Genomic DNA, 22,970 nt, shown 5'->3' with positions numbered 1-22,970 from the left:
TCTAGCCTCCCTGCATGGGCGAGAGGATTTCGACCCGGTCGCCATCGCTTAGCTGGAATTCCGCCCGGTTGGCTTTGTGCACGAGGTCGCTGTTGACGGCCGTTGCCAACCAATCGCCCTCGTAGTCGAGCGCGGCAAGCAGCTCCGCCAGCGTGGCGGTGGCAACCTCATGCGATTCGCCGTTGACCATCAGTTTCATGAGCAAGTTCCTTGGTTGCGTCTTGATTGAAAACCAGGTCGGCAGCCTGGCGCGCCATGGCGGGGGCGAGAAGAAATCCGTGACGATAGAGCCCGTTGATCGCGACGGTGTCTCCGTTCATTTCGACGCGCGGCAGGTTGTCGGCAAAGGCTGGACGAACGCCGACACCGGTTTCAACGATCTCGGCCTCGCCAAAAGCCGGATGGAGGGCATAGGCGGCACCCAGCAGCTCCATCATCGAACGCGCCGTGACTGGTCCGGCGGACTGGCTTTCAATCATCGTCGCGCCGATCATGAAACGGTGGTCGGTGCGCGGCACCGCATAAAGCGGGAAGCGCGGATGAAGCAGCCGGACCGGGCGTGACAGCGAGATATCAGGGGTGCGCAGGATGAGCATTTCGCCGCGAACGCCGCGCAGCCTGTCATCGGCGGCTGCCATTCCCGTGCAATCGATCTGACGATCGAAACCAAAAACATGCTGGGGGTCGGCGCCGAAGTGGAATTCGACACCCATGGCCGCGAGCTTGTGATGAAGTGCTGCCATCGCCTGGCGCGGGTCGAGATGAGCTTCATCGGGGAAGAGCAATCCGCGCCGGAAGCGGCCGGCGAGGTCGGGTTCCAGCAACGCGATTTCCTCTTCACCGACACACCGATGGCCCGATGTGCGGCTGGCGAACCGGTCAAGCTCGCGCGCATCGCGCGGCGCGGCGAAGACCAGCGTTCCCCGCCGTGTTACCAAGCCGGGCGTTGCGGCATTCCACCAGTTGGCGGCGTCGCGTCCGAGATCCAGCACCGGCTGCTCGGCGCTTGCACGCTCGCACCATGGCGCCAGCATGCCGCCGGCGAACCACGACGCATTGCCTCCAAGGCCATGCCGGATCTCGGCGACCGTGACCGTCGCGCCGCGGGCGGCGAGTTCGAAGGCGGCGGTGAGGCCGGCGACGCCGGCCCCTTTGACCAGCACCCTCATGACGGTTCCGGGGCCTCAGGCATGAGTGGGACGCTGGTCTCGCCAGTTGGAATGTAGAGATCGCCGCCCTCGCGGTATTTCGCCGCCATGGCCGCCATACCCTCCTTCTGCGCCTCGGCACGGATGTCGTGGGAAATTCGCATCGAGCAGAATTTCGGCCCGCACATCGAGCAGAAATGCGCCAGCTTGTGCGCTTCCTTGGGCAAGGTCTGGTCGTGGAAGGACCGCGCGGTTTCGGGATCGAGCGACAGATTGAACTGGTCCTCCCAGCGGAACTCGAATCGCGCGCGGGAAAGGGCATCATCCCTGACTTTCGCCGCCGGATGACCTTTTGCCAGGTCGGCGGCATGGGCCGCGATCTTGTAGGTGATCACGCCGATCTTGACGTCGTTGCGATCGGGAAGACCGAGATGCTCCTTCGGCGTGACGTAACAGAGCATGGCGGTGCCGAACCAGCCGATCATGGCGGCCCCAATGCCTGAGGTGATGTGGTCGTAGCCCGGCGCGATGTCGGTTGTCAGCGGTCCAAGCGTATAGAACGGCGCTTCGCCGCAGACAGCGAGCTGCTTGTCCATGTTCGCCTTGATCTTGTGCATCGGCACGTGGCCGGGGCCCTCGATCATCACCTGGCAATCCTTCGCCCAGGCGATCTGCGTCAACTCGCCGAGCGTCTCCAACTCGGCGAACTGCGCCGCGTCGTTGGCATCGGCGATCGAGCCCGGACGAAGGCCGTCGCCGAGCGAAAAGGATACGTCGTAGGCTCTGGCGATGTCGCAGATCTCCGCGAAATGCTCGTAGAGGAAGCTTTCCCGATGGTGGTGAAGGCACCACTTGGCCATGATCGACCCGCCGCGCGAGACGATACCGGTGACCCGGTCAACGGTCAGCGGGATATAATGCAGCCGCACGCCGGCGTGGATGGTGAAATAGTCGACGCCCTGCTCGGCCTGTTCGATCAGCGTGTCGCGGTACACCTCCCAGGTCAGATCCTCGGCAATGCCGCCAACCTTCTCGAGCGCCTGGTAGAGTGGCACCGTGCCGATCGGCACCGGTGCGTTGCGCACGATCCAGTCCCGGATGTTGTGAATGTTGCGGCCGGTCGACAGGTCCATCACCGTATCGGCGCCCCAGCGAATCGCCCAGACCATCTTTTCAACCTCCGCGGCCATCGAGGAGGTGACAGCGGAGTTGCCGATATTGGCGTTGATCTTCACCAGGAAATTGCGGCCGATGATCATCGGCTCGCTCTCCGGGTGGTTGATGTTGGCGGGAATGATCGCGCGTCCGCGCGCCACCTCGTCGCGCACGAATTCCGGCGTGACGAAATCGGGAATAGCGGCGCCGAAGCTTTCACCGTCGTGCGGCAGCTTGCTGCGCATGGTCTCGCGGCCGAGGTTCTCGCGTATGGCGACGAACTCCATCTCAGGCGTAATGATGCCGGCGCGCGCGTAGGCAAGCTGGGTCACCGCCTTGCCGGCCTTGGCCCTGAGCGGCCGGTTGCGAATGGGAAATTCCGGTGTCAGGCGCTCGCCCGCCGCGAATCCGTTGTCTTCCGGCCGGACATGACGGCCGTCATAGGCTTCGACATCGCCGCGTGCCGTAATCCATTCATGGCGAAGCCGGGCGAGGCCTTTTTCGATGCTGGTTTTGACAGTCGGGTCCGTATAAGGGCCGGACGGATCATAGACGGTGACGGGCGGTTCGCCTGCCGTCGGATGGACGGAGATTTCGCGCATCGGCACCTTGATGTGCGGATGGAGGACGCCAGACTTGTGGATTTTCCGTGAGGCAGGCAGCGGCCCTGTCGACACGGCGGGGGTGAGGGCATTCATCTTGAGGCTCCTTTGCTCATGCATTGGAGACCCAGTTCTGTGCCGGAAGGATGAAAAGACGCTTCTGTGGACCTGCCGAAATAGGACCTCGGGCGTGAACTCCCGCAGAGCGCTTGCACCGTCCCTACGCCAGTATGAACTGGATCAGGTTCAACGGGTCACTGCGCCGCGAAAGCCAGCAGTATCTCAGCCCCTTGCCGGGACTCCCCTGGTGAATGGGTCGAAATTGAGCGGGCCGACGCTATTTTGTCAAGCGCTTTTGGCCCGCGGCTTTGATCGGTCGCCAATCAAGTCGTGCGGGAAGGCTGATGAATGTGTCGGGGAAGATTTGGCGGTAGGCGTCGGTGCTCATGGTTTGCCCTCGTGCCGAGCGCCTGGGCCGAGGAGTTCGCGCAGGAACTCCTGCATCCAGATCGGAACAGCGGAGAGACCAGCGCGCAGATCCTCGCGGATCACCTCGCCGTGCTTGGGGTCGGCAAGCGGGCGGCGCAACGTCGTCTGGATCCGCAGCTCTCTTGACCGTCGGAGCGGGCCGAACGCTACGGAAGATGCGAGCTTTTTCATTCGACCAGATCCCGTAGGTAGTGCCGGCAAAGGGGAATCCGATTTGCTGAGCGACCTGCAGTTCGGAAAGAAGGTTTGGTCAAGCAATGGGATAGAACTCCATCCAATTCGTGGAGCAGGGAACTTGCTTCTTCCCGTCAAATGCCGGATGAAAGATGACAACTGAGGGATTGATTCGGAGCTTGTGAATGCGCGGGGTGCAAGCAGCTTTGGCCGCACTGATCCTGACCGGTCCCATCACTTCCGCTCTCGCCGACAACAGTTCTCCCTTCATCTATTTTGCTACCGAAGATCCTTTCGCTGTCGGTCAACCGGCGAAGAACGACGTCTATTTTTTTGGCGGCGTTTTTGCGGCCGGATCATTTGGGAACACGATCAACGTCTTCGGCGCCGACTATACGAACAACTACATAATCGGAGCTGCTTACGGCCGCGACTTCGCCGATATTGGCGCTGGTTTCGTTCTTGGCGGTGTGACCGGGGCCGCCGTAAGGTTTGGCGAGGATGACGATACGTCAGGGGAAGTTTGGGCCGGGGTTAGGGTTCGTCACCAGGGCCTTGTCATCGGCGATCTGGCGATTGCGCCAGCACTGACGGCCGGTTTGAGTGCCGTTACGGGAACCACCGAAATCGAACGCGAGCGCGAGGTCTATTACGACGGCGACGCGTCTTTCCTTGGTTTCATCGGCGCCGAGCTTTCTTTCAGGTTAAGGCAAGCTCCCAACGTCGAGCTTGTCTATCAACTCCACCACAGATCCGGCGCCGGTGGTACGTTTGGAAATATGGGAGAGGGTTCCAACGCGAATACTGTTGGGCTTCGTTATCGTTTCTAGCTGACGCCTTAACGCTCCGACATTTTGAACGGAGCAGCTTCACAGCCTTCGACCCACGGGGAGGAAGCTCCAACTCTCTGTGGCTCATGGCGCGTTTGCTGACCCTGGCGACTGGTCCCGTGGAAGAAATCGAAACCGCTTTCGCGAGCTGCGTCAACGCAATGACCTTCGTCTGGATCATCTCCAACTCACGCTGAGCATTTGTCTCGCAGAAGGGGCCATACACTTGAGCGGCTGACAGCGCCCGGAAAGGTGGCGGCGCCATTTACGGGGCGTTGGGGCAGAATTGCCAGCGGAATTGGGGCCTCCGGGTGTCCCGCCGCAGGGAGGCAAATGAGGGGAAGGTGGGCCGGAGCACGACACCGGCTTCTCCGGAAATCGCTTGCCAGTAGTATTGAAAGCGACAACCCGCTGAGCTTTACAGCCAAGCAGAAAATCGGCGGCCCATTTTTCAATGAGCATTGCCTGAACCCACCCACCTGCGGCTTGCCAGTGGCCCGCGATTCGTAGCTTTACGCGCCCGACTTTCGTGCGCATGCCGGCAGCGAAGATGGGCCGGAGATCGAGGCTGGATGGAAACGTTCCGGTGAAAGGGCCGGCGAGTTCGTAGCTCTTCAGATATGCGATTGCTGCGACGCATGGCCGAGCGATCACAAATAATGATCGCGATGAGCTGGCAGGAAAAACCGCTTTGGCTATCGGAGATTCGCCAAAATGGCCGAAAATCCGTCGGAAAGCTCGCCGCAACCTAAAGCCAGACCGCGCGGCTAGGCACCCACTCGAGCCGCTTCGGATGTAATATCTCGATCCGTATCATTGGCGAAGCGGCGGGGATGTTTCACAGCCCGCAGCTGTCTTTTTCATCTGGCTAGGAGCGGCGCCCTTCGCGTCGGCTGTCGCCTGACCAGTGGGCTGTGCACTGCCGGTCTGCTGGCCGGGGGCACAATCTTTTACCGCATTCGGTTTCGATGTGCCGCCCGTTATGGTGGGGTCAAGCTTCATGCCGCCGGCCGCACCATAATTCGTTCTGATACCTTGTTTATGTTGAACGGGCGTGGCGGCTTGTGCCAACGACAGGCCAGCCGACAAAGCGATTACAACTGATGCGAACATAAACCGTTGCATGATATTTCTCCCGGTTTGAGCGCTGTCGCTCGATTTACGGCAGCAGCGGGTCGTCCCTAGGGAATCGCCGGGCTTGCGGAGGCGTTGGTGACCCCTGCCGTCAAGGTAACTATTAGTGACGCCTAATGTTCCATTGCCTCGACAGGCGGGCCTTACCGCTTCTTCACCTTCGGTGTGAAGCCTTGGGGCAATCGGCTACGGCAATACTTTTCTTCGTATCGAATATGCGCATCACCTATTTGGGGTAGCCACTTCCAGTGTGGGACGATGTCTCATCGTGAGCTATTGGGCCGAAGAACGACCTCTGCCCGGGAGCGCCCCTCGGTTGAAGTACTCAACAAGCTCGCTGTTCATCTGGTGGAACGGGGGCCGAAACGCATCCTGTCCTTGGCCGTATTCAAAAGCGCCAAAGTCGCAGGACGTGTTGCAAGCTACCGCTTTCCTCGGCCCACGCTCTTCGCCAAGCGCGGCGGGGGCTCTACAGGGGAGCAGGGGGTTGGTCGGCCATGTTGCCTGACTAAACCCTGCGCGGCTTTAATCACGGCCTTTCGGTTGTTGCCGTGTTTTAGGATCAACTCCCAAGCCAGGTCCGTAGTCAAGCCGTTCTCCGAAGCGAAATATCCGACTTGATGGTCGTGAATAGCACCATGCCAGAGCTTATCATCGCCCATTTAAGCCTCCGCTCTGTCCTGTTTGAGCTACGAGCGCCAGGATCGTCCCCGCGCTGCTAAGCTATCGGCATATTAGCAATAGCTCAACTAAGACTGAAGTCCCTTACACCTCGATCGAGCGTTGGCTTCACGAGCATCGCTGACTACGAAGGCCCCAAGGCGAAGCGCTATCGGGCTGGAAGCCGACGTTCGCAGCGAATGACTAGGCGGCAGCCCAGCAGCTCGGCTGCGAGGGGGCTGGCAGAGCGGTGGCCGCCGGGCTTGACCGGGGGGAAGCGGAGCGGCCGTTCAGGCCTCTACTACTATTGTCGGCGCGCCGGGCATGGCATGGCCGATGATGCGAGCCGAAGGATAGCCGTCCGCGACGATCCTCTCGACGAGCGCCGCTGCGCGGTCGGTCTCGCAAGCAACCAGCAAGCCGCCCGAAGTCTGTGGGTCCGTGAGAAGATGGCGTCGCCACTCGGGCATGCCGGGAGGCAAGCTTACCGCGTCGCCATAGCTCGCCCAGTTGCGCCGCGATGCGCCGGTAACATGGCCGTCGACCGCGAGCGAGGCAGCTTCGGAAAAGAACGGCACGTCGTGGCTGCAAATTATCAGCGTGCACCCGGAACCGCGTGCCATCTCGAGGGCATGTCCGAGCAAGCCAAATCCGGTCACGTCGGTGACGGCGTGAACGCTCGCGTCCTGTGCCAGCTCCGATCCGATCCGGTTGAGAAGGGTGGTGGAGGCGATCATTTCGCGATAGCCGCTTTCGGAAAGCGCCTGCTTCTTGATGGCGGCGGAATAGATGCCGACGCCGAGCCCTTTCGTCAGGATCAAGGCGTCACCCGGCCTGGTGTCAGAATTGCGTCGGATATTCTCGGGTCGGCATGTGCCGATGACTGCGAGGCCGTAAATCGGCTCCGGCGAGTCGATTGAGTGGCCGCCGGCAACCGGGATTCCGGCGTCGGCGCAGACAGCTTCGCCACCTTTCAGGATTTCGCGGACCATGAGCGTCGGGATCTTGTCGAGAGGCATGCCGAGAATAGCCAACGCCATGATCGGCCGGCCACCCATCGCATAGATATCGGAAAGGGCGTTGGTTGCGGCAATCCGGCCGAAATCGTAGGGGTCATCTACCATAGGCATGAAGAAGTCGGTGGTCGCAATGACGCAAGTCGCGCCGTCGAGCTGCCAGACTGCCGCATCGTCGCCGGTCTCCGTGCCGACGAGAAGTTGATGATAGGGACTGGCAGCCGCCGGATCGGCGAGAAGCTGCTGCAGCACTGACGGCGCCAGCTTGCAGCCGCAACCGCCGCCATGGGCGAGGCTGGTCAGGCGCACAACGGGCGCTTCGGTGATTTCAGGCGAGAGGGCGATTGCCATGGTCGTCGAGCCTCCTCTGCTGGCACGCTTTAGTAGGGATCAAAGTCAACCGAAATGGAAAATACGATCGCCCAACGCACGGCACGTTTGGAGCACGCTTGCTCTCAGCGGATTTCGTTGAGTTGGGAAGGGCAAAGCCCGTATCCGACGTGCGAGGCATCGCCGTCATCGGGTATCGATCGAAAGGCGCCCCGACCCGCGGGAGCTGTTTCATCGCCACGCCTTACTTTATGATAATGCGTTCGTTTTCGTCAACCGCAATCGCGGTCACGAAAAGATGACAAGAATATTCAACAATAATAGACAATGCCGATTTGCGGGCACAACCTTTTGCAGGAAGGCGGTTCGGAGGGGCGCTTTTGCTGCACCGTACGTGCCTCGTTCTTTGGCATTGATTTTATTTGGTCCGACACTAGTTAGTCGGATTGACCGTTGGTTCGAGTTGCCTTGTGGGGCATCGGCTTCGGGAGGAACCCATGAACATCAATCTTTCTCGACGCGCGTTCCTGCAAACAGCAGGCGCGGGTCTCGCCGGTACTACGCTTGGAGCCCTAGGCTTCGGCGATAGCGAGGCCGCACACGCGGCGGCTATCAGGCCGTTCAAGCTCGCGAACACCACCGAAACACGCAACACCTGTCCATACTGCTCGGTGGCTTGCGGCATAATCTTGTATTCGAAGGGCGATCTCAGAAAGGGCGAGCCGGCCGAGATCACCCATATCGAGGGTGACACTGATCATCCGACCAATCGCGGCACCTTGTGCCCCAAAGGGTCGGCCCTGCTCGGATTTGTCAAGTCGCCGACCCGTCTGCAACATCCGATGATCCGCAGACCGGGCTCGGACAAGTTCGAGCCGATAAGCTGGGAAGACGCGCTCGGCCGCATCGCCCGCCTGATGAAGGACGATCGCGACAAGAACTTCGTCGCGACGAACAATGACGGCGTGACGGTCAACCGGTGGATCACCACCGGCTTCCTCGCCGCCTCGGCTTCGACCAATGAAACCGCGTTCGCGACCTACAAGGTGGTCCGCAGCGCGGGCATGCTGGTGTTCGACAACCAGGCACGTGTCTGACACGGCCCGACGGTGGCGAGTCTCGCCCCAACATTCGGCCGCGGCGCAATGACCAATTCCTGGACCGACATCAAGAACACGGATCTCGTCGTCATCATGGGCGGCAATGCGGCGGAAGCGCATCCTTGCGGCTTCAAATGGGTTACAGAGGCGAAGGCCAACCGCGGTGCCAAGCTCATCGTCATCGACCCGCGCTTTACGCGCTCGGCTTCGGTGTCGGATCTTTACGCGCCGATCCGCCAGGGAACGGACATCGCCTTCCTGCTCGGGCTGATCAACTACTGCATCCAGAACGATAAGGTGCAATGGGACTATCTGAGGGCCTTCACCAACGCGACGTATGTCGTCAAGGAGGGCTTCACCTATCAGGACGGCCTCTTCTCCGGCTATAACGAGGCGAAGCGAGACTATGACAAGTCCAGTTGGGACTATGACATAGGCACCGACGGCTTTGCCGTTGTCGACGCGACATTGGCCAATCCCCGCTGCGTCTGGAATCTGCTCAAGACGCATGTCGCGGTCTACACGCCGGAGATGGTCGAGCGCATCTGCGGCACACCGAAGGAGCGGTTCCTGAAGGTGGCCGCGATGGTCGCCGAGACGTCGTCTCCGACCAAGGCGATGACCTCGATGTACGCGCTCGGCTGGACCCAGCACTCGAAGGGCTCGCAGAACATCCGCGCCATGGCGATGCTGCAGCTTGTTCTCGGCAATATTGGTATACGCGGCGGCGGCATGAACGCACTTCGCGGTCACTCCAACATTCAGGGGCTGACCGACCTCGGGCTGATGTCGAACCTGCTGCCCGGTTATCTGACGCTGCCGACTGAGAAGGAGGTCGATCTGGCAGCCTACATGTCGACCCGAGGCTTCAAGCCGCTCCGGCCGAACCAGATGAGCTACTGGCAGAACTACAGGAAGTTCTTCGTAAGCTTCCAGAAGTCGATGTGGGGCAACGCGGCAACGCCGGAGAACGGCTTCGCCTATGACTACCTGCCGAAGCTCGACCTGCCGGGCTACGATCTGCTGCGGGCTTTCGAGCTGATGCACCAGGGCAAGATGAACGGCTATTTCTGCCAGGGCTTCAACCCGCTACAGGCAGCTCCGAACAAGAAGAAGGTAATCGAGTCCCTCTCGAAGCTCAAATACCTCGTCATCATGGATCCGTTGGACACGGAGACGGGCCGGTTCTGGGAGAACCACGGGCCGTACAACGATGTCGATCCGTCGCAGATTCAGACGGAAGTCTACCAGCTTCCCTCCACCTGCTTCGCCGAGGACGACGGCTCGCTGGTCAATTCGGGGCGCTGGCTGCAGTGGCATTGGGCCGGCGGCACGCCCCCCGGCGAGGCCAAACGCGATACCTGGATCATGGCGCAGCTCTATCTGCGCCTGAAGGAGCTCTACACCAAGGAAGGCGGCGCCTTCGCGGATCCGATCGTCAAGCTCAACTGGCCTTATGCCGATCCCGGCGATCCGAAGGCCGAGGAGCTTGCCCAGGAGATCAATGGCAGGGCGCTCGCCAGGGTAACCGACACGGCCGATCCGACAAAGGTACTGGCCGAGGCCGGAAAGCTCTTGCCGGGCTTCGCCGCGCTGCGCGACGACGGCTCCACCTCCTGCGGCTGCTGGATCTATTCCGGCTGCTTCAACGAAAACGGCAACAACATGGCCAGGCGGGACACCACCGATCCTGACGAAACCGGCGCCTATCCCAAATGGGCGTTCTCATGGCCCGCCAACCGCCGCATTCTCTACAACAGGGCGTCGGCTGACCTCACCGGAAAGGCTTGGGATCCAAGCCGCAAGGTGATTGAATGGGACGGCACGAAATGGTCGGGCTACGATGTCCCCGACATCTTGCCAACGGCAAAGCCCGATCAAGTAGGCCCGTTCATCATGAATCCGGAAGGCGTCTCGCGCCTCTTTACCCGGGGCATGATGCGCGACGGACCATTCCCGGCGCACTACGAGCCGTTCGAGTCGCCCATCGCGAACCCGATAGCTCCCAAAGTCCGCGGCAACCCCGCAGCGCGGGTGTTCGAAGGCGATATGGCCCAGTTCGCCGAATCGGCTTCGCAGGAGTTTCCCTACGCGGCGACCTCCTACCGACTGACCGAGCATTTCCACTTCTGGACCAAGCACGTCATCACCAATGCGGTGATGCAGCCGGAGTTTTTCGTGGAAATTTCGGAACAGCTTGCGGCCGAGAAAGGCATCATCAAAGGCGGCTGGGTGCGCGTCTGGTCGAAGCGCGGTTCCGTTGTGGCGAAGGCCATGGTGACCAAACGGATCAGGCCGCTCACCTGCGATGGCAAGACCGTCCACATCGTCGGAATACCGCTGCACTGGGGCTTCACGGGAGCGGCGAAGAAAGGCTTTGGCCCCAACATGCTCACCCCCTTTGTCGGCGACGCCAACATCGAGACGCCGGAATACAAGGCGTTCCTTGTCAACATCGAGCCCATCGCCGGGCCGATAGCGTAGGAGGAGTAAGCCATGTTTCCTCCACTTCCAAATCCTTCGACGACGGACACCGCACCGCGTATTTCCGACAAGGACCTCATCCGCCGCTCTGCCTCGACGGTTCCCGCGCCCAAGCAGCAATTGACGGAAGTCGCCAAGCTCATCGATGTTTCGAAATGCATCGGCTGCAAGGCATGCCAGACGGCCTGCATCGAGTGGAACGATACGCATCCGGAGATCGGCCTCAATGCCGGCGTCTATGAGAATCCTGCCGATCTCACGCCGGACATGTTCACGCTGATGCGCTACAGCGAATGGGACAATCCCGAGACGAACGAACTCGAATGGCTGATCCGCAAGGATGGCTGTATGCACTGCGCTGATCCGGGGTGCCTCAAGGCTTGTCCGGCGCCGGGCGCCATAGTGCAGTATTCGAACGGCATCGTCGATTTCGTCCATGAGAACTGCATCGGCTGCGGCTATTGCATCAAGGGTTGCCCGTTCAACATTCCGCGCATCTCCAAAGTCGATCACACGGCCTACAAATGCACGCTCTGCTCCGACCGCGTGGCTGTCGGCCAGGGACCAGCCTGCGCCAAGGCCTGCCCGACCCAGGCGATCGTGTTCGGCACGAAAGACGAGATGAAACAGCACGCCGACGGCCGCATCAAGGACCTGAAATCGCGAGGCTATTCGAATGCCGGCCTCTACGATCCGCCCGGCGTCGGAGGGACGCATGTGATGTATGTGCTGCACCATGCCGACCAGCCGGAGCTCTATTCGGGTCTGCCGAAGGAGCCGAAGATCAGTCCGCTGGTGGAGGCGTGGAAGGGCGTGACCAAATATGCCGGCCTCACCATTCTCGGCGTGGCGGCCGGCGTCGGCCTGCTTCACCATCTGGTCATGGGACCGAACAGGGTCTCCGAGACGGATGAGGAGCATGCCGAAGAGCTGACGGAAGGCGACAACGATGGCCGCGTATGACGTGAAGCCGAACGAGCAGGTACATCCCGGCAAGCCAGTCATCGTGGACCGCTACACGGTGGGCGCGCGGATCAACCATTGGATCACGGCGGCCAGCCTGATCCTGCTCGCCTTGACCGGCCTTGCCATGTTTCACCCGAGCCTGTTCTTCCTGTCGGGGCTGTTTGGCGGCGGCCAGTTCACGCGCTTCATTCACCCATGGATCGGCGTCTTGCTCTTCTTTAGCTTCCTTGGGCTTTTCCTTCGGTTCTGGAAGGCCAATTTGTGGAGGCCCGAGGACGGAACGTGGCTCGCCCGTTTCCGTGACGTATTGTCCAATCATGAGGACAACGTCCCGGAAGTCGGCAAGTACAACGCCGGCCAGAAGCTCGTCTTCTGGTCAATGTCGATCCTCATCGTCATCCTGATTTCGAGCGGCATCGTCATCTGGCAACAATATTTCGCCGCTTACACCACGATCGGCCAGCAGCGGGTAGCGCTGCTTGTTCATTCGATCGCTGCCGTGGCGATCATCGGCGTCTGGATTATTCATTTCTACTCGGCCATCTGGGTACGCGGCACCATTCCCGCCATGACGCGCGGACGGGTGACCGGCGGCTGGGCGTGGCGGCATCATCGCAAATGGCTGCGTGAACTGATCGCACGCAAGCCGGACGGACGTTCTGGATCGGATCCCGCCGAATGAGCGGGTATTTGTTTTTACGCAATTCCGGACGAAAAACCGTTATACACTTTTCGTGGAATTGCTCTGGAACAGTATCAAGCCGACCACGTGGCCCGTGAGGTTCGTGAGGTTGAAATGCCAAGGCAACAAGATCCGTCACGCCCTGACCCGACTGTAATCGGCGAAGTCTCGGTCCCACCCTTTGCGCGCCTGCCTGATCCGCGGACCTTGTTCATTCGCCGCTCCGAGCGATTGAATGTGTTGGCGGATGACCACCAGCTCGGCCCCTATCTCCGCTTCCTCGCTGCACTGACGGATGCGCAGCACCGCATCCAGGACGGCTTGCCGGAGATCGAATTGCCGACCGCGGAGGCGCGCGAGCGCGCACGAATCTTCGGTATGCCGCCGCTCGATCGCAACCAATTCACTTCGGATGCCGCCCTTGGAATGACGCTCGGCCGCCTGTTCGAAGTGGCAGCCACGATCGAGAAACCCGAGGCGGCCGCAGCCGCCTTGGGCAGGCTGGCGAATATCGATGCGTCCGGGGTCGATCCCATGGTGCGCAATGTGCTTACCGATGCGATCCCAATAAAAGCGCTTGCCGAGCATGTCTATGTCGCGGCCGCGCTGCAGGTTCACTTCGCCCGCCTCGCGGCATGTCTCGACAGCTCGAAGCTCGTTCCGGTTGCCGACGGCGCCTGTCCGGCCTGCGGTGGGCCGCCCGTATGCTCGATCATCGTCGGTTGGCACGGCGCACACGGGGCGCGGTTCTGCGCCTGCGCCCTGTGTGGAACATTGTGGAACCACGTCCGCATCAAATGTACGCTGTGCGGCTCGACCAAGGGCATAGGCTATCAGGAAATCGAGGGAGGTCCTGGCACGGTCAAGGCCGAGACCTGCGATGCATGCGGCTGCTACGCAAAGATCCTGTACCAATACAAGGATCCGGCTCTCGATCCGGTCGCCGACGACGTGGCGACGCTCGGCCTCGACCTGCTCGTCCGCGAGGGCGGCCATCGCCGCGGATCGTTCAATCCGTTCCTTGTTGGCTATTGAGGATAGGATGACCGCTTCATCCGCAAACCCTTTGCGCAATCTTCCGTCGGTCGACCAAGTGCTGAGGACCCCGCTGGCGGCGGCCGCAATCGAGCGCTTCGGGCGGCAGGCCGCGGCGGAGGCCATTCGCCGAGCCGTCGCCGATGCGCGAATGGCCTCCCGCAATGCCGGAGCCGTCGTGCCGGAGGCAAATGATCTTGCCGGCGACGCGCTCTTGCAGCTCAGGGACGGCGAACGCTCTTCCCTGCGCCCCGTTTTCAACCTGACCGGAACGGTGCTGCATACCAATCTCGGACGAGCCCTCCTCGCGAAAGAGGCGGTCGAGGCTGTTCGGCTGGCGATGCTCGAAGCGGTGGCTCTCGAATTCGATGTCGAGAAAGGCGAGCGCGGCGAACGGGACGATCATCTTCGATCGCTCGTTTGCGAGCTGACCGGAGCCGAGGATGCAACCGTCGTCAACAACAATGCGGCTGCCGTCCTTCTCGTCCTCAACACGCTGGCGCTCGGTCGCGAAGCGATCGTTTCGCGAGGCGAGTTGATCGAGATCGGCGGCTCTTTCCGGATGCCCGAGATCATGACGCGCGCCGGTGCCAGGCTTGTCGAGGTCGGCACCACCAACCGCACGCATCGCAACGACTATGTCGAGGCGATCGGCCCGGAGACCGGGCTCATCCTCAAGGTGCACACATCGAACTACCGGGTCGAAGGATTCACGGCTGAGATCCGGGCACCCGAGCTCGCTTCAATCGCCAAGGAGCATGGGATACCGATGGTCCATGATCTCGGTTCGGGCACGCTGGTCGATCTAACCCGCTACGGCCTTGGGCGCGAGCCGACCGTGCGCGAGGCGGTCGCCGACGGCGCCGATCTCGTCACATTCTCCGGCGACAAGCTGCTTGGCGGTCCGCAGGCGGGTTTCATCGTCGGCCGCAGAGACCTGCTGGCAGCGATCAGCCGCAACCCGATGAAGCGGGCGCTCCGGGTCGACAAGCTTCGTTTGGCCGCGCTCGAGGCGACGTTGAAGCTCTACCGCGACCCCGACCGCCTGGCCGAGCGCCTGCCGACGCTAAGGCTGCTCTCGCGCTCGGTGAGGGAGATTGCAGCGCAGGCAAAGCGCCTTGCTCCCCTGGTTGCTGACGCCGTGGGCGAAGCCTTTGCGGTCGACACGGTGGAGTGCCGGAGCCAAGTCGGATCCGGCGCGCTGCCGCTCGAAACTGTGCCAAGCGCCGGGCTTGCTCTCAAGCCGCGCTCGGGGAGCGGCCGGGCGCTCGAAGCGCTTGCGGCTGCGCTGCGTGGGCTGGGCGTCCCCGTGATCGGGCGCATCGAAAACCAGGCGCTCGTGCTCGATTTGCGCTGCCTGGAAGACGAGGCGAAATTCATCGCCAAACTAGCCGGCTTAAATCTGGGAGGAACCAATGCGCTGGCTTGACCGCCTTGCGCGCCGCCCAGCCGAGACGCCTGTGGCCGCACGCATGACCGAGGCCCTCGCAGTCGCGCGGCGAGGCGATCATGCCGTGGCTCTCTCCATATGGGAGCCGCTGGCTCACCAGGGCGTTGCCCGCGCTCAGAACAATATCGGCGCCTGCTTCGCCGAAGGGCTCGGCGTCGAGCGTGACGCGGATATAGCCTTTCGCTGGCTGACGCTCGCCGCCGAGGCAGGAGATCCTGTCGGGCAAAGGAACCTGGCGTCGCTCTATTTCCGCGGCGAAGGCGTTCAGCAGGACTTTCGCCGGGCAGCCGAGCTCTATCGGGCAACAGCGGAAACTGGCGACGGACCGGCGCAGGATATGCTGAGCTGGATGCTGCTGGAGGGCGAAGTGATGGCTCCCGATGTCGGCGAGGCGCGACGCTGGGCGCTTGCCGCGGCCGATCAGGGCATCGCATCCGCGATGACCCGGATCGGCATGCTTTATCACAATGCGCTCGGCGTGCCGCGCGATCCGGACGAGGCTGTCCGCTGGTGGCGCCTTGCTGCCATGCGAGGAGACGCCGAAGGGCAGGCAATGCTCGGCGCCGCCTGCCATCTTGGCACGGGCGTGCCGGCTGACGCGGTCGAGGCGCTGGTTTGGCTCCTGCGTGCCGAGGCAGGCGGCAGCGCCCTTGCCAGCCGCTATCTGGCTGCGGTGCGGGCCGAATTGAGCGCGGGCGATGCCGCCGAGGCCGAGCGTCGCGCCGCCGCGCCGTTGCTGGAGACCGCATCATGATCGTCGGCACGGCGGGACATGTCGATCATGGCAAAACTGCGCTGGTGCATGCGCTGACCGGTATAAACACCGATCGTTTGCAGGAGGAAAAGACACGCGGCATGACCATCGATCTCGGCTTCGCCTATTTGCCGGTGCCGGGTGGGGATAGCATCGGTTTCGTCGATGTTCCCGGGCACGAGCGTTTCGTACACACGATGCTCGCCGGCGCCAGCGGCATCGACTTCGTGTTGCTCGTGGTGGCCGCCGACGACGGCGTCATGCCGCAAACCCGGGAGCATCTCGCCATCGTCGATCTGCTCGGTGTCAAGCGCGGCGCCGTCCTGCTTACGAAATGCGATCTGGCCGGTCCCGAGCGCCGCACCGCGGTGGCGAGCGAGATCCGCGCAGTAGTTGCCGGGACGATGCTTGCCGAGGCCCCCCTGATTCCCGTCTCGGTCGTTACAGGCGAAGGTATCGATGAACTCAGGTATCTCTTGTTCGAGGAGGCGTCGCATCTTGCCCGGCGTGCAGTTTCGGGCCGTTTTCGATTAGCGGTCGACCGCTCGTTCACGCTGCGCGGCGTGGGCACCGTCGTGACGGGCACCGTGCTTTCGGGTTCTCTCGGTATTGGAGACAACGTGGTCGTAAGCCCCTCGGGATTGCTCGCGCGGGTTCGATCGATCCACGCCCAGAACCGGCCGGCTGAACGTGGTCGGGCGGGAGACCGCTGCGCGCTCAATCTGACCGGCGAAAGGGTTATCAAGGAGGCGATCCGGCGCGGCGACGTGATTGTCGATCCGAAGCTTCACGCGCCGACGGACCGGATCGATGCAAGCCTTCGCGTTCTGCCGGATGAACGCAAGCCGATCGGCCAATGGTTGCCGGTGCGGCTCCACCATGCCGCGACGGACGTCGGGGCACGCATCGTACTCCTCGCAGACGAACCGATCGGGCCTGGCGGCACGGCCAATGTTCAATTGGTGCTGGACAGTCCGATCGCGGCCGCTGCCGGCGACGTTTACGTGGTGCGCGACACCTCCGCGCAGCGAACCATCGGCGGCGGACATTTTCTCGATCTGCGGGCGCCCAGCCGCAAACGCCGCGCGCCGGAACGGCTGATCCAACTCGATGCCCATGCGCTATTGGCGCCCGAACTGGCCGCCGCCGCACTCCTTGATGCGCCGCCCCACTATTTCGACCTGAAGGTTTTCGCGCGCGACAGGGCGCTTAGTGACTGCGAGGCGGAAGGCCTGATCGATCAACTCGGGCTTGTCCATTTTGCCGTGGGAGAAATGCTCCTCGTGCTGTCGCCGGAGCGCTGGTTGCGATTCAAGCGCGACTTGGCCGCGACCCTGGAGACCTTCCATGCCGACAATCCGGATTTGCCGGGCGTAGGAATGGAGAGACTGCGTATTGGGCTTGATCCACGTCTGCCGGCGCCCGCTTTCACGGCAGTTCTGCGGAGCCTTTCGCACGCTGGAGAAGTTGCCTTGGACGGTGCCTGGGTGCGGCTGCCCGGTCATGAGGCGCACCTGACGGCAAAGGATGAAACTCTCTGGCTGCAAACCCAGCCTCTCATCGGCGGACCCCGACGGTTCCATCCGCCAAGAGTGTGGGATATTGCCGAGGCGCTGGCCGCGCCGGAGACGGAAATCCGCCGGCTTCTGAAGCTTGCCGGCCGCATGGGGAAGGTCCACGAGGTCGCTCATGACCACTTCTTCCAGCGCGAGGCGTTGGCGCAGATCGTCGAGATCGCGCGCGACCTCGCTGCGTCGATGCCTACAGACGAGTTCACCGCTGCTCAATTTCGCGATCGCGTGGGCAGCGGACGCAAGGTCGCCATCCATATCCTCGAATTTCTCGATCGGCACGGCGTGACGCTGCGGCGGGGAGACTTGCGCCGTCTGAACAGGCGCAGGCTGGACCTGTTCCGCCTGACAGGCGAGGGTGAGCCGCCGATGGCGCAAATTTCTGGAGGAGCATCGTCCCCGGTGGGGCGTCCGGACTTCAAATCCGGGAGGGGCCGCGAGTCGGTCTCTGGTGGGTTCGACTCCCACTCTCTTCCGCTATCCCAGTGAGCCAAGATGAACCCGACGGCTTCCTTTCTGAATGACCTGAAAACGACGGCTGAGACCGCCAGGACAACCGAAGCAAGCTTCAGGCGACAAGCGGCCAATCAGATCGCGGTTCTGGAACAGGAGCGCGCTTTCGCCTTCAGGCGGCTCAACCTCATGCAGGCGATCTCGGACGCCGTGGCCTCGGCCGAAAGTGAGGAGATCGCCGTGGCCAGCGCTTTGGCTGTCCTGCGCTTGCGGCTCGGCTGGAATGCGGACAGCGAGGCGCGCACGGAAGCGATCACGCATTTTGGCCCCGTTGCGCTTGCGTTGTTCCAGGCCGCGAAGCTGCCCGAGGACGAACCCGCCACCAATATCGGCGAGGCCCTTGCGATTTTTGAGCATTGGTACTCCGAATCCCGGGGATCGCCGTTCTGGCTGCTGTTCGAGCACCAGATCGTGGACACGCCGCTGGTCGACTTTTGACCGCCGGACTTTTCGGCGTACCCGGATGTGAAAGCAGAGAGCGCAACGTCGCTTTTTTGCCGACGACACCATGCGGTAACCGGCGCCTCGGTCACCGCCGCAAGCAGCCGCTTTGGGCGCGGAACGGATTCATGCGACGCCTTAGGTTATTGCTTCCATCTCGCTTTACTAAAACCGCTGCGTACTTTTAGGCGACATGTACTAATGTCCGGTTCCCGCAGCCTTTTGCCGACGACACTTGACCGCCTCCAGCAGTTCGCGCTCGCTGGTGTGAACATTTTGAAAAATGGCCACGACCATCACTGCCAAGATTTCGGCGTCCGGGTCCAAAGGGTCGAGATGTTCATTCGCGCAGACCCGATCGAACACGCGTTCGCAAATAGCCAGATCGTGAGGGCTGAGGCAGGAATGATTGAAACGCCGACGCAGCATCTGTGCGAACCTTTCAGGGCCCGTCGCCCGTGCTTTGCGGCGGGCTTTTTACTGATGAACCGCTGACACGATGGAATGATTAAGTGACAATACCGTCCACAGGTGTATTGGAATCAGTTTACCTGCTGCCTGATGATTGTTCTGTTAAGAGTCCCAAAATCAGCGCGCACTCACGAGCTTTATATTGCCCGGCAATCATAAGCTGGTTGTAATCTTGCCGCTTGTCTTCCGGAACGTGAAATCCGCGTCGAAATTCCGCCGCTTCTTTCGCAGTTCGTGTACAGCCGAGTTTGCTGGCGGTGACCTTCAAACTCGCCAGCGAGCATCCGATCTTTGCCGCAATAGCTTTCAATGGCTCATTGTTGCCGTATCCCTCAAGAATTATCTTGCGACGATCTTCGCTGTTGAGCTTTGTGTTCATTTGGTGACATCCTCAACTACTATTTCACGATGCCAGATTCTATACGCATCAGGTTGAAGAGTGTCGTTATCTTCGCATCCAGAAACTTATCTCGGAATGCATTTCTTGCTGTAATCCAGCGTGATCGCCATTTCGGTCGACTCGAGTTCCGCCAGCCTTGCCAGATGCCCGAAATACACCACATGATTGAGAGGGGCATGGGCATACCCGATTCGGATATGGCACCACGCGATGGACACTAAGAGGCAAGACGAGGCTCCTGCGAGGCAGCCGCGGGACCGTGATCGACGTCGTTGGTCGCGCGAAGGTCAACCCCGCAATGAGGCCGCTCCATCGTTCGCGCCGGCGCTCGAACCTCTGCCCTTTTCAACGCTCGAGCTGGCGCCAGGGGATCAATTCGCCGCTTGGCAAGCGCAAATGGCGCCGCTTGTCGAGGTCAGGTTGCCGGATGACAAATCGCCGGACGATGGTTTTCCCGCCGACCACACAGCCTGGAATCTCGGTGGCATGCTGATCGTTCAACAGCGCGCGCCGGCACACAGCTACATGCGTTCCGCCGCGAAGCTCCGATCCAGTTCGATCGACCACTGGTACATCGTCTTGCCACGTACAGGCCGGTCGTGGACGGAGGTCGATCGCCGCGTTGCGGAAAACCAGCCGGGCAAGTTGGAGTTCAGATCGCTTGGCTACCCGTTTCGCGGGAGGGTAACGGACTCGGAAAGCCTGTTTCTCTATCTGCCGCGTGATTTGTTCTCTGATACGGCGTCTACCCTCGACGCAAAAAACAATTCAATTATGTCCGGCAACTTTGCCAACCTCTTTGTCGACTACGTCAACAGCATAGAAGCAAGACTGCGCAGTCTCACGGCTGAAGATCTGCCCCGCATCGTACACGCGACACGCAGCATGATCATTGCCTGCCTCGCGCCTCCGGCGGAACATGCCGCGGCCGCCGAACAATTGGTGAGTGTCGCGCTGATGGAGCGAGCGCGTCGATACGTCCAAAACAATCTGGATGCGGCCCATCTGGCACCGGATTCAATGTGCCGGGCGCTCGGCGTATCGCGCTCTCGTCTCTATCAATTGTTCGAACCGAGCGGTGGTGTTCTCCATTACATACAAAGTCGCCGACTTCTGGCAGCCCATATTGCGCTTAGCGATCCGGCGGACAGCCGGCGAATCGTCGACATTGCTGAGGCCTTCGGGTTTAGTTCAGCGGCTAATTTCAGCCGAGCATTCAGCAAGGAATTCGGTTACAGCCCCCGCGAAGGCCGCGGTACCGTGGTGTTACCGCGCCCCGCCCACTCTGTTTCGCTTGCTGAACACGAGAAGGCGTCTTCCTTTGAAGGTTGGCTCAAAGCGCTCGGAAGCTGAGCACAAGTTCGGCGATGGTTGAGATGGGACGTGCTCAAAACAGGAAGGCCACGCCGCATCATGGACCAGAATATTTCGTGTTGCGTCCACCACGCCATCAATCATATAGCCAATTCGTAACAATTCCCGACTTATTAACCAACTGTGGCTGTTGATTATTATCGCTGAGAACCACAGCGGAGCACGCATTGCACCTGCGCCGTATGCTGCACTTGTTAAGACCGCGAGTTAAAAGTTTGCCAAGCTTGATAGTTATGTTATTTCTGGACTGGGCGACGTGGATTTGCGCCGCTTATGGAGGTGGCTCTTGGCTCCAGAGGCATCAGGCGTCGGCAAGGGGAGTGAGGGGCCTTCCTCAAGCGATGTTCGACGTCCCGGCGAAGCGCTTCTCGCTGACCTTTTGGCCAACACGACCGAACTTTTGTCGTTCTACGACCGCGACTTCTGTCTGACCCACTACGCAACCAAGCTCAGGGGCATGTACGGAAGCGCGGTGACGCCGGGTGCCGCCCTTTGGGAGATCTACCCGAGCTTCCTCGATGCGAGGTATCGCGACGAGTTTCTTCGCGTGTTCCATGGCGGCTCACCGGCAAGCATCGATTTGCCGCGGTCATCGGGCGAAGTGCTGCGGTCCGTTTTTGTTTTCGCCGCTGCAAATGGTGTGGGAATCATTGAATCAAGGGAGCGCGATGGGCGCAGCGTGACGGACGAGCAAGAGCATGTAATTTTGCTCCATCAGGCGACGCATGACGTGCTGACCGGACTGCAGAATCGGCGGCGATTCGGCGAGCAGCTGCAGCAAGCGCTGGCGGCCCTCGGCGAACTGAAGCCGAAAGCCGCCCTGCTGCAGATCGACCTTGACGATTTCAAAGCAGTCAACGACACGCTCGGGCATGGAGCAGGCGATACGCTTCTTCAGCTCGCGGCGGGTCGTATCCGCGACGCGCTGCAGGATGGCGAATCGGCATACCGGTATGCCGGCGATGAGTTCGCTGTCATCCAATTGGGGAAAGAGCAGCCAGCAGAAGCTGAGCGCCTCGCCGGATCGCTGGTCGACGCGTTCAAGAACCCGTTCGTCATCAACGGCATTCCCGTCTTCGTCGGCTCGAGTATCGGAATTGCTTTCGGGCCGGAGCACGGGACCGATGGCGAACAACTGATGAAAGCCGCTGACATTGCCCTTTACGCGGCCAAGACAGATGGACGCGGCTGCGCTCGAACGTTCAACCGTTCGATGCTGCTCTTGCTTGAGCAACGCGAGAATCTGAGACGCAGCCTTCGAACCGCGCTGGAGCGGGGCGAGCTTTATCTGGAGTATCAGCCGCTCATTCGGCCTCCCTCGTCGGTGATCGGTTTCGAAGCGCTGCTGCGGTGGCGGCACCCTGAGGTCGGAAACATTCCTCCCAGCGTGTTCATACCGATCGCCGAAGCCGACGGTCTGATGGACGAGATTGGGCGTTGGGTGCTCGAGGAAGCCTGTCGCCAGGCGTTGACGTGGCCTTCCTCGCTGACGGTCGCGGTGAACCTGTCACCAGCTCAGTTCCTTAGCGGTTCGCTGACGGACACCGTCGCCCAGATCATCGACGCAGTTGGAATCGAAGCCGACAGACTTGAACTGGAGATAACGGAGACGGTCCTGCTTGAGAAGACGATCGACAATATCGATACATTGAATACCCTGAACGTCCTGGGAATACGAATTTCGCTCGATGATTTTGGAACATACTACTCGTCGTTAAGCTACCTTAAGAACTTTCCCTTCGATACTTTGAAGATCGATCAGTACTTTATTGCGGACCTGGAGACCAACCTCAAAAGCCAAACGATCGTGCGATCGATCATGAATCTGGCGCACGGCCTAGGGATAAATGTCACTGCCGAGGGAGTCGAAACATCGGCACAGGCACGCTGGCTGATCAAGGAAAATTGCGATTGCCTGCAAGGTAATTACCTAGGACGGCCGCTCGGAGCCGAGGCGATCAGCGATTTCATCAAGCGGTCCCCGCCGAGGGTGGTACGAGCGATGCAGGAATCAAATCGGGCGCACTAGCGCCTTGAACCCTTTGTTAACGATGAAGTGGAGATTTGTAGAACGATCGAGGCGGATACCGCGCAATTCTTCGGGTCGGTGCCAGACTGACTGACCACGGGCGGTGAATCTTTTCGTCGCGGAGGCCATCACCCCGCGGGGGTTCAATACTGATGGAACAAG

General features: G+C 61.0%; 19 protein-coding genes, 1 tRNA gene, 1 pseudogene and 1 riboswitch. Of the genes and pseudogenes, 14 read left to right on the top strand and 7 right to left on the bottom strand.

The window, feature by feature from the left end:
- Position 1: 1 nt before the first annotated feature.
- The 4 genes from thiS to NKG99_RS16725 form a co-directional block, all read right to left on the bottom strand.
- On the bottom strand, positions 2-199 hold the full coding sequence (gene thiS / locus NKG99_RS16740; protein WP_352869610.1) for a sulfur carrier protein ThiS: 198 nt from the start codon (positions 197-199) through the stop codon (positions 2-4).
- Positions 168-1,169, bottom strand: a complete 1,002-nt coding sequence (thiO, locus tag NKG99_RS16735) for a glycine oxidase ThiO (RefSeq protein ID WP_352869608.1) — start codon at positions 1,167-1,169, stop codon at positions 168-170. The genes thiS and thiO overlap by 32 nt, the downstream gene beginning before the upstream one ends.
- On the bottom strand, positions 1,166-3,001 hold the full coding sequence (gene thiC / locus NKG99_RS16730; protein WP_352869606.1) for a phosphomethylpyrimidine synthase ThiC: 1,836 nt from the start codon (positions 2,999-3,001) through the stop codon (positions 1,166-1,168). Before thiC ends, thiO begins: the two co-directional genes overlap by 4 nt.
- Positions 3,002-3,104: 103 nt before the next feature.
- Positions 3,105-3,221: riboswitch (TPP riboswitch) on the bottom strand.
- A 128-nt stretch (positions 3,222-3,349) separates the two neighbouring features.
- Positions 3,350-3,565 carry a hypothetical protein gene (locus NKG99_RS16725; RefSeq protein WP_352869604.1) on the bottom strand — a complete coding sequence of 72 codons (216 nt, stop codon included), beginning with the start codon at positions 3,563-3,565 and terminating at the stop codon, positions 3,350-3,352.
- Positions 3,566-3,753: 188 nt separating this feature from the next.
- On the opposite strand from NKG99_RS16725, the gene NKG99_RS16720 reads away from it, so the two are divergent.
- The gene (locus tag NKG99_RS16720; RefSeq protein WP_352869602.1) at positions 3,754-4,398 is read left to right on the top strand and encodes a hypothetical protein; all 645 of its coding nucleotides are present in this window, start codon (positions 3,754-3,756) and stop codon (positions 4,396-4,398) included.
- A 561-nt stretch (positions 4,399-4,959) separates the two neighbouring features.
- Entirely contained in the window at positions 4,960-5,058 is a 99-nt protein-coding gene (locus NKG99_RS35960) for a hypothetical protein (protein WP_502911035.1), read from the top strand.
- 153 nt (positions 5,059-5,211) lie between these two features.
- Here the strand turns inward: NKG99_RS35960 and NKG99_RS16710 are convergent, their stop codons facing one another.
- Together NKG99_RS16710 and selD are read right to left on the bottom strand one after the other, a co-directional pair.
- The gene (locus NKG99_RS16710) at positions 5,212-5,523 is read right to left on the bottom strand and encodes a hypothetical protein (protein ID WP_352869600.1); all 312 of its coding nucleotides are present in this window, start codon (positions 5,521-5,523) and stop codon (positions 5,212-5,214) included.
- A 959-nt stretch (positions 5,524-6,482) separates the two neighbouring features.
- Positions 6,483-7,559 (bottom strand): selenide, water dikinase SelD, encoded by a 1,077-nt coding sequence (gene selD / locus NKG99_RS16705; RefSeq protein WP_352869598.1) that lies wholly within the window; start codon positions 7,557-7,559, stop codon positions 6,483-6,485.
- Between the two features lie 476 nt (positions 7,560-8,035).
- Between selD and fdnG the strand changes: the two genes are divergently transcribed.
- The 10 genes and pseudogenes from fdnG (at position 8,036) to NKG99_RS16655 (ending at position 19,029) form a co-directional block, all read left to right on the top strand.
- Positions 8,036-11,122, top strand: coding sequence for a formate dehydrogenase-N subunit alpha (gene fdnG, locus NKG99_RS16700; protein WP_352869596.1), 3,087 nt, complete (start codon positions 8,036-8,038; stop codon positions 11,120-11,122).
- A 12-nt stretch (positions 11,123-11,134) separates the two neighbouring features.
- Entirely contained in the window at positions 11,135-12,085 is a 951-nt protein-coding gene (fdxH, locus tag NKG99_RS16695; RefSeq protein WP_352869594.1) for a formate dehydrogenase subunit beta, read from the top strand.
- Positions 12,072-12,770 (top strand): formate dehydrogenase subunit gamma, encoded by a 699-nt coding sequence (locus NKG99_RS16690; protein ID WP_352869592.1) that lies wholly within the window; start codon positions 12,072-12,074, stop codon positions 12,768-12,770. The genes fdxH and NKG99_RS16690 overlap by 14 nt, the downstream gene beginning before the upstream one ends.
- A gap of 114 nt (positions 12,771-12,884) precedes the next feature.
- Complete coding sequence (gene fdhE / locus NKG99_RS16685; RefSeq protein WP_352869590.1) at positions 12,885-13,805, top strand: formate dehydrogenase accessory protein FdhE; 921 nt, start codon at positions 12,885-12,887, stop codon at positions 13,803-13,805.
- A gap of 7 nt (positions 13,806-13,812) precedes the next feature.
- Positions 13,813-15,234, top strand: a complete 1,422-nt coding sequence (gene selA, locus NKG99_RS16680) for an L-seryl-tRNA(Sec) selenium transferase (RefSeq protein WP_352869588.1) — start codon at positions 13,813-13,815, stop codon at positions 15,232-15,234.
- The gene (locus NKG99_RS16675; protein ID WP_352869586.1) at positions 15,221-16,009 is read left to right on the top strand and encodes a tetratricopeptide repeat protein; all 789 of its coding nucleotides are present in this window, start codon (positions 15,221-15,223) and stop codon (positions 16,007-16,009) included. The genes selA and NKG99_RS16675 overlap by 14 nt, the downstream gene beginning before the upstream one ends.
- Positions 16,006-17,841 (top strand): annotated as a pseudogene (gene selB, locus NKG99_RS16670) (selenocysteine-specific translation elongation factor); the annotation flags it as partial. The gene NKG99_RS16675 and the pseudogene selB, both read left to right, overlap by 4 nt.
- A 123-nt stretch (positions 17,842-17,964) precedes the next feature.
- Positions 17,965-18,057: transfer RNA gene (locus NKG99_RS16665), tRNA-Sec, on the top strand.
- Between the two features lie 165 nt (positions 18,058-18,222).
- Positions 18,223-18,531, top strand: coding sequence for a hypothetical protein (locus NKG99_RS16660; RefSeq protein WP_352823130.1), 309 nt, complete (start codon positions 18,223-18,225; stop codon positions 18,529-18,531).
- A gap of 204 nt (positions 18,532-18,735) precedes the next feature.
- Positions 18,736-19,029, top strand: a complete 294-nt coding sequence (locus NKG99_RS16655) for a hypothetical protein (RefSeq protein WP_352869584.1) — start codon at positions 18,736-18,738, stop codon at positions 19,027-19,029.
- Positions 19,030-19,081: 52 nt separating this feature from the next.
- Here the strand turns inward: NKG99_RS16655 and NKG99_RS16650 are convergent, their stop codons facing one another.
- A complete protein-coding gene (locus tag NKG99_RS16650; RefSeq protein ID WP_352869582.1) occupies positions 19,082-19,384 on the bottom strand; it encodes a hypothetical protein in 303 nt (100 codons plus the stop codon).
- A 231-nt stretch (positions 19,385-19,615) separates the two neighbouring features.
- On the opposite strand from NKG99_RS16650, the gene NKG99_RS16645 reads away from it, so the two are divergent.
- Together NKG99_RS16645 and NKG99_RS16640 are read left to right on the top strand one after the other, a co-directional pair.
- Positions 19,616-20,758, top strand: coding sequence for a helix-turn-helix domain-containing protein (locus NKG99_RS16645; RefSeq protein ID WP_502913078.1), 1,143 nt, complete (start codon positions 19,616-19,618; stop codon positions 20,756-20,758).
- A 307-nt stretch (positions 20,759-21,065) separates the two neighbouring features.
- Complete coding sequence (locus tag NKG99_RS16640; RefSeq protein ID WP_502913079.1) at positions 21,066-22,808, top strand: putative bifunctional diguanylate cyclase/phosphodiesterase; 1,743 nt, start codon at positions 21,066-21,068, stop codon at positions 22,806-22,808.
- Positions 22,809-22,970 lie beyond the last annotated feature (162 nt).

It is taken from the genome of Mesorhizobium sp. M1409, from assembly GCF_040317535.1.
GTDB lineage: Bacteria > Pseudomonadota > Alphaproteobacteria > Rhizobiales > Rhizobiaceae > Mesorhizobium.
Note: the sequence above shows the minus strand (reverse complement) of the source record. Positions and strands in the feature narration are given on the sequence as shown.